The sequence below is a fragment of the Desulfobacter sp. UBA2225 genome, from assembly GCF_002348205.1.
Taxonomy (GTDB): Bacteria; Desulfobacterota; Desulfobacteria; order Desulfobacterales; family Desulfobacteraceae; genus Desulfobacter; species Desulfobacter postgatei.
Genome location: NZ_DDYV01000252.1, coordinates 16,645 through 29,147 on the forward strand (window position 1 = coordinate 16,645; position 12,503 = coordinate 29,147).

The window sequence follows — 12,503 nt, forward strand, 5'->3', positions numbered from 1 at the left end:
ATCTGCAGATTCCGAAATATCATTTCAGGCACACCAATGGAAGCATATTGTAAAATTAGGCGTGCTTTTAACGATAATGTTTTTCCATTTTTCACAGAATACAAATATATTGTCTCTTTTCATATTGTATAAAAAAAGAGGCTTGGAAAACCCGGACCGCAATGATAGGAATATTATTCATTCTCTGCCTCAATAAAGGGGCCAACCTTTCAGGAGGAAAACATGAACCGCTTGTTACCCTTTTTTTTGATTTTTTTTATCGCCCTTCAAGGCTGTGCTTCCGAACAGGAAAAAGCCGACACCTTTATCCGGGAAGGAAACGCTTATTTTGAGAAGCAGGAATATGCCAAAGCTGAAATCCAGTTGAAAAATGCCCTCAAGCTGACGCCGGATTCGGTCCAGGCCTACCATCTTCTGGCCCAGGCCTATCTCAAGCAGAAAAAGGCTCAGGAGGCCTTTGGCACATTTTTACGGCTGGAGCAGCTGGAACCGGATAATCTTGAAACCAAACTCCAGCTGGCCTCGATTTATTTTCTGGCCAATAAAAAGCCTGAGGCGGAAAAAAAAGTGGAACAGGTCCTTGCTGCTGATCCGGACAACATCACGGGTCTATATTTGAAAGCCGGGATTCTGGGCAGCGAAAAAGCGGGACTGGAAACCCTGGAACCTATCTATGACCGGATTCTTGCGCTGGATCCCAAACAGACCAAGGCCATGCTGCTCCTTGCAAGGATATACGAGGCCCAGGGAGAATTCGCCAGGGCCGAAGCCATCCTGAAAAGGGCCGTCCAAGGGACCCCGGATGACCTGAATATCAGCCGGGCATTATTCATGTATTACCTTGCCCACAAATCCTATGACAAAGCCCAGGCCGTTTTAGAAGACCTGGTCCGCCAAAAACCTGAAGCAGTTCAACCCAGGATCATGCTGGCCACCTTCCATGCCGACCGGCAGGAAAACAGCCTGGCCGAGGCGTCCTTCTTAAAGGCGGTTGAACTGGCTCCGGACAATCCCCTGCCTTATATGCTCATTGCCCGGTTCTACAATGCCAATGAGCAGCCGGACAAAGCAGAAAAATTTATCAAAAAAGCCCTGGCCGTCCATCCGGACGATGCCGGTTTGAAAACCGTGTATGCGGATTTTTATTTTCTTCACAAGGCGTACAAAAAAGCCGAGGAACTCGTTGATGAGGTATTGGCGGTACGCCCCGACTTTCCCCAGGCCAAGGTCCTTAAAGGACAATTGCTGATAACCCGGAAAAAACTGGATCAGGCCGGGCAGATTTTCCTCTCCTTGTTAAAAGATGAGCCGGATTCTGTTTTGTACAATTTCTTGATGGGATCGGTGCTGCTGGAAGAGGGAAAAACAGATCAAGCCATGGCGTATCTTGCCAAAACCCTGGAAAAGAATCCCCGTAACCTCAAAGCCAGGATTATGATGGCAGATATCTATTTCAAGCAGGCAGATTATTTTCTGGCCGAGACTGAAATAAATGAGGCATTGAAACTAAGTCCCAAAAACTATAACGCCCTTTTATTGAAGGGAAATATTTACGCCGCCCGGAAAGAGATGAAAAAAGCCCGGGCTGTTTATGAGGACCTGATCGAAACCCATCCGCAGAATCCGGCTGCCCTGTTCAGGCTGGGCAATCTTTACGTGATGGATAAACAACCGGACAAGGCCCTGGATGCCTATGAAAAAGCTCTGACCATCAACCCGAACCTTATGGATGTTTTTATCAACATTATCCGGTTGTACAGCGCCCAAAAAGACTACCAGACAGCCCTTCACAGGTGTGATGCCCATCTTGACGCCATGGCAGATGCCTCCCCCGTTGTCGTGTCCATCATTCAGGGGCTCAGGGGAGACCTTTTCATGGCCCTTGGACATACGGATGCCGCAATAAAAGCCTTTGAGCTGTCCATTCAGAACAATCCGAAATTTATTCAACCCTACTTTTCACTGGCTAAAATCTTTCATTCGGAAAAAAATGATGAAAAAGAGCTTGAAACATATAAAAATCTGTTAGCCCAGCGACCGGATCAGTCTGCCCCCCATTTCTATCTTGGGACATTTTACGAAAAAAAAGGCGAAGACGATCTGGCCCAGACACATTACAAAAAGGTTCTTGAGCTTAATCCGCAACATGTTCCGGCCCTGAACAACCTGGCCTTTTTCTTTGCCGAACGGAACAAGGAGATGAACAATGCCCTGGATATGGCCAGGAAGGCCAAGGAACTGGGCGGGGAGATTCCGGCCATCATGGATACCCTAGGCTGGATCTACTATAAAAAAGGCGTCTATGATTCGGCCATTGAAGAGTTTTCCAGCTGCGTCGAAAAGGAGCCTGAAAATCCCGTTTTTAACTACCACCTGGGCCTGGCTTATAACAAAAAATGGGATTACATCAATGCAAAGAAATATCTGGAGAGGGCACTTGAACTGGAAAAAGACTTTAAAGGGGCAGATGAGGCCAGAAAGATTCTTGAGCAGATTTAACTGGGCTGATTTTCTTTACGGCTTGTTTTTTACGGCAAATTGAGTCTGAGTCCTAATTATAAATAGCGTTACTTAAAACATAGTTGGGAATTTACCTTTAATGTTAATGGAGTCTCTCATCTCCCTAACCCTTGATGACGGCAAGCGGAATCAATCGGGCCACTTTTTTGGCGATGCCTGCGCCGTGAACCACCTCGATCACCCGGTCTACGTCTTTATATGCGCTCGGTGCTTCTTCGGCCAGGCCGGACATGCTGCCGACCCGTACATGGATGCCGCCCGCCTCTAATTCCTCGCGCAGTTTGGCACCCCGTACAGCATTTTTGGCTTTGCTGCGGCTCATTATGCGTCCTGCCCCGTGGCATATGGACCCGAAGGTTTGCGCCATGGAACCTTCCGTGCCGACCAGCACCCAACTGGCTGTTCCCATTGAGCCGGGTACCAGAACCGGCTGGCCGATGTCACGGTATATCCCGGGCAGTAGCGGTGATCCGGGGCCAAAGGCGCGTGTTGCGCCTTTTCGATGAACGCATACCTTTATCCGGCGCCCGTCCACCTCGTGTTCTTCGATTCTGGCCATGTTGTGAGCGAGGTCGTACACCTGGTACACATGGTGATTTTTTACCTTTCCGGCCAATACCTGTTCAAAGCTGCGGCGGATATGATAGGTGAGGACTTGCCGGTTGACGAAGGCATAGTTGGCGGCGGCTTTCATTGCTGCCAAATAATCTTGTCCTTCCGGGCTGCTGAGGGGTGCGCAAACCAGTTCCCGGTCCGGCAAACTAAAGCCGTATTGTTGAATCGTTTTTTGAAGACGTTTGACATAATCACTGCATATCTGATGTCCAAAGCCGCGTGAGCCGGAATGGATCTGGACGGTCACCTGGTTGTGGAAGATGCCCATGCGCCTGGCGGCCGGTTCGTCGAAAATCCGGTCGACCATATCTATCTCAATGAAGTGGTTGCCTGAGCCCAAGGTACCGACCTGGTCCTGGCCTCGATTTTTGGCTCTGTCACTGACCTTGCCTGGATCGGCGCCCTCCAAGCAGCCACCCTCTTCGGTTCGTTCCAGGTCAGACTCGGTGGCATAGCCACGTTTCAAGGCCCATTTTGCTCCTTTTACGACCAAGAGATCCAGTTCACCCGCCTTAAGCTTTATATGGCCTCCTTTGCCGAGGCCGCTGGGGCAGTTGGCGTAGAGCGCCGACGCCAAATCCTCCAGATAAGGGGCTGCTTCTTCTTTTTCCAGTTGTGTTGCCAGCAGGCGCACGCCGCAGTTGATATCATAGCCCACACCGCCGGGCGAGATGATTCCATCAGGGAGTTGGGTGGCGACCACGCCGCCGATCGGGAAGCCATATCCCTGATGCATGTCGGGCATGGCCAGTGCGTATTTGACAATTCCCGGAAGGGTGGCTGTATTGACCAGTTGTTCCAGACTTCGATCGCCCTGTATAGCCTTTTGCAGTTCCGCATCCGCGTAAAACCGGGCCGGCACGCGCATGTCGGCACGAAAGGACCTGGGGATTTCGTACAGGTATTTGTTGATTTGCTTAAAATCATGGCTGCTGATCATCTTGCATCGTCCTTGTAATTTCCCGTATGATTATACGTCCAACACCACAGTCGCTTCCACCCCTTTTTTTGTCTCGACAATTTTCAGGTTGTGATAGGTCACCGCCTTTATATGCCTTTTTAAGCGTGAGGCATGACCTCCGTGCATAACAGCCTGCAAATGGGTCGGCGTGACGTTGTACAGGTCAAACCGCCGGAAGATGAGCATCTGTGTTTCAGCCCAATAGGCCAGTTCGCTTAACCATTCCACCAGAAGGCTTTCGGCATCTATGGCCGCCAATTCAAAGTGTTTTTCTATATTATCAGGAATAGAGGAAAGATCAAAGGCGATCAGGCTGTTCATGCCGCGAGCTGCGTTCAGCAGTAACTCGTTCAGGTTTTGCCCCCAAACGTGAAGCGCACAGTCGGCGGTATGCTCCATTTCTTCAAATCCTGGATCATAGAAGGTATGAAAGGATTCCGGCAAAGATTTTGTCGGCATTATCTTCCCTTTTTAACTACTTCAAAGTAACAGAAGCAGTGTTATAGAAGAGAGCAGTTTACCGAACAGCAGTTCGAATTGTTTGTAACCCTATTTGATTTTTCACGGGTCCTTGTTGTAAAAGTTAGCTGCCAAACATCCCTTATATATGAAGGAGCCCGTCAATAGTTCTTTATAAGCCAGTTTGCCAAAAACATCAAATTCAATTATGGGTTTTCTCTGGATGCTGACGTTGGAGCGGATTATCGAACCTACTCCGGTTATATTTTTCAGGAAGTTTTCATTTATGACCCGTTCTTTAAGGAATGAGCACGAAATAAGATGCCCAGTTAGAAATTTCAAACGTACAGCCTACAATGGTCGCCTGTTTTGAAATGGGCAAGTTATTTAAAATTCGTTCCTAAGCAACTCCGAGGCCTCCTGAATACGGAACAGACATGAATGCCGAAGACGCCCCGGAAGGCCAGGGTCATGGACAACATTCGCCTAAATCAGACAAGAATCGTCCTGCTCTGTATCCATAGGACATTTCAGGTCCAGTTTTTCGAAAAAATAGCCACCTGTGCGTCCGGTTTCTTCTGTCATTGAATATAAAGCATATAGCATGACTATTGCTTGTGGTTTGTTTGTAAGCTGATTAAGCCTATAGAGCCACTTGTGAGGCAATAACAATAAAAACCTGAGTAAATAAAAGAAAAAAGAGAGAGAATCACTCGGAGACGGATTCCAGAAGATTAAGAAAACTGAAACTGAAAATTAAAGGAAAGGATGGGAGGAGAATTCCACACCCTTTATACGGGAGTTAAATCACTTCGATGAACGATATACCATGTATCTCATGTGTGTTGGCAGGAGGTTCCTGTTGCATTAACAGACAAATTGTTTTGACATTAGGCGATCTACAGCGCATCAATGCCCGTGTAGGGCATAATGATTTTTTTACGATGGAGGAACCTGAACCCTGGTATCTTGACCCTTTCTACGATCAGGCTTGGTTGCCCTTGGTATTGAACCCGGAAGGACTGTTAAGGGTTCTTAAGCGAAGTTCAGATAAAAGCTGCGGAATGCTGACAAAAACAGGGTGTGTTCTACCTTTTGAATCCAGACCGCTTGTCTGTCAATTGCATCCGTATATGTATACCGAAACAGACATCATAGGCATTGATGATACGTGCCCCATTTCCAAAGAAAAGGATGGGTTTACCATTCTGGACAGACTCAACATGTCCATGGAAAAAGCTGTTGGTTGGCAACATTTGCTCTATAGTGAATTGTATACCGAACGACATGGAAAGGCGTTTGATTTTTGTAAAACAGGAAGTAATTCTTAAATTAATGGGTCTGCTGACCCTGCTGTCATCCTACACCACGGTCAGCAGCGTAAAACAATGGGAAAACCGTCCCTTTCAGGAATAAAGCAGAACAGTTCTTCCATGATGATGTAAATGGATGCTGAGCCGACATTGCCTGTATAGGGCAGGTTGGTAAACCATTTATCATAGAGGACTTCAAACCCGGTCTCCTTCATGACCTGATAAAATTTATCCCTGAAATAGTGTGATGAGTAATGGGGCAGGTACCAGTTCACATCTTCAGCCCTTAACTTCGGGTTTGCGGCAATTCGCCCAAGGGCTTGGCCCATGGTTTTCACAATGTGGCGGCCCAGCAGTTGGGTGTTCTGTTTAACGGCAAGCAGGTTTTCATTTAGATTTTATTTTTGTTGTTCTTGTTTGTATATCTTGTTATATGTTGGTTAATGCCAACATATAACAAGATTGTTTAGTATAATGATGGGAAAAACAAACAAAAATTGGGTCGCAATGTCGGATAAAGCAATCATAGGCGCCATTGGTGCATATATTAGACATCAGCGACTGGAACAGAACAAAACACAGGCTCAAATCGCAGAAGATGCCGGCATCAACCGTTGGACCGTGAGCCAAATAGAAAATGGCGGATCCATAACGCTTGCTACCCTTATCCAGATATTGAGGGTGCTTGATCTGCTCAATTTGTTGAGCATATTCACCATTGAGGAATCAATCAGCCCGATAGAGTATGCCAGATTAAAAGAGAAAGAAAAAAAAAGAGCAAGGCATAAACCTAAAGCAAATGATTCAAATGGGGATTTGGGGTGGTAGATTATGCATATGTACATATCTGGGATACGTTTGTAGGGGTTGTCAGGTGGGATACTGCACAGCAATTGGCAAGTTTCCAGTTTGATAAAAGTTTTATAGAAAAAAACTGGGATATTTCTCCGATAAAAATGCCTGTCAGCAACGGCAGCCGGGTATACAGCTTTCCCGATCTACGTCCGTCAAAAGATATGACAGGGGATACGTTTAAAGGGTTACCCGGTTTGCTTGCAGACTCCCTGCCTGATAAATATGGCAATCAGCTGATTGAAACATGGCTGGCCCAAAATGGCCGTCCGCCTGACAGCATGAATCCGGTCGAAAAATTATGTTTTATCGGCACCAGGGGAATGGGGGCGCTGGAGTTTGAGCCTGCGTGGTTGAAAGCAGGCAAAAACACATTTTCTGTCGAGATTGCCAGCCTTGTCGATGTTACTAAAAGAGTACTATCGGAAAGAGAGCGTTTTGAAATAAATGTCAGTGCCGATGATCAGCGCGCTATGGAAGAACTCTTGAAAATCGGAACTTCTGCAGGTGGGGCAAGACCCAAGGCGGTTGTCGCTTACAATAAAAAAACAAAAGAAGTTAGATCGGGTCAGACCATTATACCCAAGGGATTTGAACATTGGCTTATAAAGCTTGACGGTGTAAGCGGTGCGCAATTGGGCCAGAGTCATGGCTGGGGACGTGTTGAATACGCATATTATGAAATGGCAAAGGAATGTGGCATTGAGATGACAGAATGCGAATTGATAGAAGAAAGCAACCGGGCTCACTTTATGACGAAACGATTCGATCGACAGGGAAACGATATCCGGCATCATATCCAGACCCTATGTGCAATTCAGCATTATGACTATAATAATATTTACGGATACAGTTATGAGCGGGTATTTCAAACCATGCGTTTATTGCGTTTGAAATATCCGGAAGCAGAACAAATGTTTCGGCGAATGGTATTTAATGTTCTGGCAACCAATTGTGATGATCACACTAAAAATTTTTCGTTTCAGTTGAAACAGGGTGGAGAATGGAGACTTTCGCCGGCATATGATGTCTGTTATTCGTATGATTCTAAAAATGTGTGGGTAAATCAGCAGACGTTAAGCATAAATGGAAAACACAGGGATATAGATAAAGAAGATTTAATGACGATTGCCAAGGCAAACAACATAAAAAAAGGGGAAAAAATAATTAGGCAAATCAATACAGTGGTCAAGAGCTGGAAGGATTTTGCAAACCGGACAAAAGTAAGAAAAGAATTGCTGCAGACCATTCAAGACAATTTGCATACGCTTAATGGGACACTTTGAAATTATATGCGATTGTTACTGAGCTGGAAAGAGTCTTGTTGTATCTGAAATCTTCTTTCTGATATTTCCCGCATTTTGCAGTCGTTGTTTTATCACTTATAGTTTGTTGTGAGGTGAATAGTGGATAAAAAATTTGATTCCGGCAAAAAAGAGGTGCTCAGGGCACGTTATGAGGCGCAAAAAATTGCCTTTGCACCTGTGGTGTTCCAAGCGGTACGTCTGCTGAGGGATCTGAACATTCTCAACGTTATTGAAGCGGCCGGAAAGACCGGGCTTAAAACCGAAGCGATTGCAGAACAAACAGGCGTCTCTTGGTACGGGGTAACCGTTCTGTGTGAAACCGGACTTAGCCAGGACGTTTTGGAGATCAAGGATGATTGCTATCTGCTAACCAACGTCGGACATTTTCTGCTCAATGATGAACTAACCAAAGTGAACATGGATTTTATCCATGACGTCTGCTATGAGGGGCTTTTTCGGTTAGATCAGGCGATTGCAACAGGGAAGCCTTCCGGGTTGGAAGTGTTTGGCAAGTGGCCCACAATTTACGAAGCATTAAGCCATCTGCCCCCCAAGGCGCAAAAAAGTTGGTTTGCTTTTGACCACTTCTACAGTGACTCTGCCTTTCCCGACGCCTTGCCCTATGTATTTGACCTTAAACCGAAGTCACTTCTGGACATCGGCGCAAATACCGGAAAATTTGCCATCCAATGTGTTCGCCATAATCCGGATGTCCATGTCACTATGATGGATTTGCCCGGACAGCTTGCCAAAGCAAAAGAGAATATTGCGGCACAAGGTTTCGGCAATAGAATCACCGAATATCCTATTTGTGATCTGCTCGATCCGAAAGCCCCGTTTCCCGGCGGTTTTGATGCGGTATGGATGAGTCAGTTTCTGGTCTGTTTTTCCGAGGAGCAGATTTCAAGTTTGCTTGAACGGGCAAAGGCGGCATTGGCCCCCCAAGGCAACTTGTTCATTCTGGATACATACTGGGACCGCCAAAAACATGAAATTGCTGCATATTGTCTAATCAATTCTTCACCCTATTTTACAGCCATGGCAAATGGAAACAGCCGTATGTACCGGTTTTCGCAGATAGAATGTCTCATCACAAAGGCGGGTTTGTGCATTGAATCGGTTGATGACGGACTTGGAATGGGCCATACCCTTATAAGATGCCGGACAACTTCAAATAGTGTCTGCCTGATTGTTGATTGACTTTTTCTCTGAAGTTTGAAAAATATGGGGCGGAGTTCATAACTAGGACTTCGCTCAATTTTTTGTGTCTCCTAATTAAATTTGACGCAATATGTTGAGATTTGAGAGACTAATCATGCGTGTTTATTTGAACGATCGTTTAGTAATTGGTCTGAGATCCTTATGTTTCGTTATGGCAAAGCCGTTTGCTATTGGTCGTTATTCACAAAAAGAAAGGAGAAAAAGAAAAGATGAAGTGCAAATTTTGTTTTATTCTGTTTTTTGTATCCTTGCTGATTCTGTTCGGTGGGCCTCTCCATGCCGAAGAACAACAGGGCTGTTTTATCTCAAGCTTACATCACACCGGTGAAGGCATGCGTTATTGGTATGAGGCCAAGGACGGTTTCATGGCGATAAGCGGGGTACCGTACAACTCCCTTGGATGTAAGAACTGTCATGTGCAAAGTTGTGATGATTGCCATCTCCAGAAAACAGAAGAAGGCCTTGTTTACTCAACCGAAATAGCCCGGTCAAGTGATACCTGCCTTAAATGCCATGCCCGGGAGGAAGCCACACGCAAATATGATGAGATGCATGAATGCCAGGGGGTCCATGCAGCAAGCAACATGGGCTGCATGGATTGTCATAGCAAGAAAGAGGTTCACGGAGATGGAAAAATCTACAGCAGTATGAGACAGGACGGCGCAATGGATACGGCATGCACAAACTGTCACACAAAAGATACGCAAGATTATCCCGCGCTTCCGGACACGAAGTCCCATACCGTTCATAAGGGCAAATTGGCATGCAACGCTTGTCATGTACAAAATTCCATGACCTGTTATAATTGTCACTTCGGTGTACTTGCCAAGACAAAATCCAAACCTAAAAGCTTTGCAATGAAAGCCAAAGACTTTTTGCTTTTAGTAAAGTACAAAGGAACAGTGACAAGCGGGACCATGCAAACCTTGGTTGGAAAAAACAACGAACCGTTTATTTCTTACGTGCCTTATTTTACCCATTCAATTATGAAAGAAGGAAGAAAGTGTGAGCAATGCCACGGCACGGAAGCGGTCAAAACCCTTGCGTCATCCCAAACATTTACCCCGGCCGTATTTAAGGACGGCAAACTCGAATTTTACAAAGGAATCATTCCTGTTGTTCCGGATCTGTTGAATTGGCCTTTTTTGGAAAAGAAAGGGGAGCAGTGGGTGCCGTTCGAACCAAAGACAAAACCGCTTGTCCAGATGGCAGTTTACGCCGAACCCTTTACGCCGGATGATTTGAAAAAATTGAAAGTTAAAATCAAATACGAAGAATAGCGCATACATTCAAAACCAATATTGTTTCAGGTTCCGGTATGGGACGGCAGCGACACACGATGCTTTCTTCTCCCTTTGCCGGAACCCATCATCTCGACTGATAGGAAGACACTTTTTCCCCATAATGAATCGGAACATGCAGCACGCGCAACTCACCCCAAGGGCGTCCTGATTTATCCTTGACAGTTCACAGTCTCTTATCTACCATAGGCGTTTCATTATAGCCTTGTGTGTAAAAAAAATAATTTGCGGGTGTATAATATCTTGAAATATCTCCTGGCTGCATCGGAATTTTTGCCCTGCATTTTAATGCCCCTGGGATTTTTTGTTGCAAGGGTCAGTGACTTATGAAAATCGATGCATTGCATTGTTTGACTGAACAGGCCGTGGCTGACCTTTTGACTTTGAAGATGGCCGGTGCGCGTGACAGAGCTTTTTGCGGGAAATGCACCTATGGGGATATCCATGCCATGGCCCATGCCATTCTTGACAGGTGTGCTGAAACGCATCACCAGAGGGGATACCTTGCCATATTTACCATGGATCGGGCTGTCATAGCTGCTGCAATTGTTGCGGCGCTGGCCGGCGGGCCCATACTGATTCTGCCCCATGATATCTCGGACGGGGCGCTTATGGATCTGGCAAGTGACCCGGAACATACATGGGTGGTGACGGATCCGGACAGGATGTTGCCTGATCGTTTTAAAGAACTTTTTGTTACCCCGGACGGCCACAGTCCTACTCCCATAGCCTTAAACGCCGGCATTGACCCGGGTGCGCCCCTGCTTAAACTTTATACCGGCGGCTCAACAGGGACGCCGACCATATGGACAAAGACCGTGGAGAATATCATGGGCGAAGCCCTATTTCATGTGGGTGAGCATCAGATCTCCTGTGATGACGTGGTGGTCGCCACGGTGCCGCCCCATCATATATACGGTCTGCTGTTTTCCGTGGTTGCCCCTTTGCTGGCAGGCGCAAGGGTGGTTGATCAAACCTGCGGATTTCCCCATGAGATTGTCAATACGGTGACGGATACGGCTGCAACCATTCTTGTCAGCGTACCGGCCCATTTCAGGGCCTTGAAAGATCATGATTTTTCCGGTCATGGCCTGCGTCTGGCTTTTTCTTCGGCAGGCGTTCTGGATGAGGCGGATGAAAGGAATTTTCGCCAACTCAATAACGTTTTTGTGATGGAGGTTTACGGTTCAACAGAAACCGGCGGCATCGCCTTTAGATGCCGGGGACGAGGTGAGACTTTTTTTTCCCCTTTTGATGTCATTGAAACCTGTATTGCAGAGGAATCCTTAAAAATCCGTTCCCCTTTTATTTCGTCTGAAATTAGTCGGAATGATGCGGGTTTTTATCTGGTCCCGGACAGGGTAAAAAAATGTTCCGGCAACCGCTTTGCCATCCTTGGCAGATCTGATGCTGTTGTGAAAATAGCCGGCCTCCGGGTTGACCTGGACCGCGTCGGGTCGGTTTTAAAGGCAATGGACGGTATCAGGGATGCGCTTGTTCTGGCAAAGGCCGTTCCCCGGGGCAGGGCCTTTGATATTTGTGCGCTTGTGGAAGGGACCTGCACACCTGGGGATATTCGGCTATTTCTTTCAGGTCGTCTTGAAGCGGCAGCCCATCCACGGTGGATCAAGGTTATCGATCAAATACCCATGACCCGTTCCGGCAAGTATGACCGCGCTGCTGTTGCGGCCTTGTTTGAAGCGGAGGCCGGCTAAGGAAAAATGAACCGTAGAGTCGTTATAACAGGATATGGCGTTATCTCCCCCATCGGGGATACGGATGATGAGATCATCCGGCATCTGACCCAAGGGATTTCCGGGGTTAAAGAGCTTAAAGATGACGGATTTCTGTCCGGGTTTATACAGTCCGGTGTTTATGGCAGCATTGATTATCCCAAGACATATCACTTTGAACGAAACCATCGAAAAACAATGGGACCGGTGGCTTTTGTTGC

The 12,503-nt window shown here is 46.6% G+C and carries 11 protein-coding genes; 8 read left to right on the plus strand and 3 right to left on the minus strand.

All coding sequences use genetic code 11. The features are described from left to right. Positions 1-222 precede the first annotated feature (222 nt). Positions 223-2,499, plus strand: coding sequence for a tetratricopeptide repeat protein (locus tag B3D59_RS12520; RefSeq protein ID WP_286820169.1), 2,277 nt, complete (start codon positions 223-225; stop codon positions 2,497-2,499). A 124-nt stretch (positions 2,500-2,623) separates the two neighbouring features. On the opposite strand, the gene B3D59_RS12525 is transcribed toward B3D59_RS12520, so the two are convergent. Next, on the minus strand, positions 2,624-4,075 hold the full coding sequence (locus B3D59_RS12525) for an RtcB family protein (protein ID WP_286820170.1): 1,452 nt from the start codon (positions 4,073-4,075) through the stop codon (positions 2,624-2,626). 30 nt (positions 4,076-4,105) lie between these two features. After that, the gene (locus B3D59_RS12530) at positions 4,106-4,555 is read right to left on the minus strand and encodes an archease (protein WP_286820171.1); all 450 of its coding nucleotides are present in this window, start codon (positions 4,553-4,555) and stop codon (positions 4,106-4,108) included. A gap of 815 nt (positions 4,556-5,370) precedes the next feature. Between B3D59_RS12530 and B3D59_RS12535 the strand changes: the two genes are divergently transcribed. Next, positions 5,371-5,886 (plus strand): YkgJ family cysteine cluster protein, encoded by a 516-nt coding sequence (locus tag B3D59_RS12535; protein WP_286820172.1) that lies wholly within the window; start codon positions 5,371-5,373, stop codon positions 5,884-5,886. Positions 5,887-5,927: 41 nt separating this feature from the next. On the opposite strand, the gene B3D59_RS12540 is transcribed toward B3D59_RS12535, so the two are convergent. Then, a complete protein-coding gene (locus tag B3D59_RS12540; RefSeq protein ID WP_286820173.1) occupies positions 5,928-6,206 on the minus strand; it encodes a hypothetical protein in 279 nt (92 codons plus the stop codon). Positions 6,207-6,375: 169 nt separating this feature from the next. Between B3D59_RS12540 and B3D59_RS12545 the strand changes: the two genes are divergently transcribed. The 6 genes from B3D59_RS12545 to B3D59_RS12570 all read left to right on the plus strand — a co-directional run. Beyond that, on the plus strand, positions 6,376-6,696 hold the full coding sequence (locus B3D59_RS12545; RefSeq protein WP_286820174.1) for a helix-turn-helix domain-containing protein: 321 nt from the start codon (positions 6,376-6,378) through the stop codon (positions 6,694-6,696). Continuing rightward, a complete protein-coding gene (locus B3D59_RS12550) occupies positions 6,690-8,006 on the plus strand; it encodes a type II toxin-antitoxin system HipA family toxin (RefSeq protein WP_286820175.1) in 1,317 nt (438 codons plus the stop codon). Before B3D59_RS12545 ends, B3D59_RS12550 begins: the two co-directional genes overlap by 7 nt. 120 nt (positions 8,007-8,126) lie before the next feature. Then, entirely contained in the window at positions 8,127-9,227 is a 1,101-nt protein-coding gene (locus B3D59_RS12555) for a class I SAM-dependent methyltransferase (protein WP_286820176.1), read from the plus strand. A gap of 230 nt (positions 9,228-9,457) precedes the next feature. Next, complete coding sequence (locus B3D59_RS12560) at positions 9,458-10,528, plus strand: hypothetical protein (protein WP_286820177.1); 1,071 nt, start codon at positions 9,458-9,460, stop codon at positions 10,526-10,528. Positions 10,529-10,875: 347 nt separating this feature from the next. Next, positions 10,876-12,264 carry an AMP-binding protein gene (locus B3D59_RS12565; RefSeq protein WP_286820178.1) on the plus strand — a complete coding sequence of 463 codons (1,389 nt, stop codon included), beginning with the start codon at positions 10,876-10,878 and terminating at the stop codon, positions 12,262-12,264. 6 nt (positions 12,265-12,270) lie between these two features. After that, the coding region (locus tag B3D59_RS12570) for a beta-ketoacyl synthase N-terminal-like domain-containing protein (protein ID WP_286820179.1) at positions 12,271-12,503 on the plus strand (233 nt) is incomplete at its 3' end.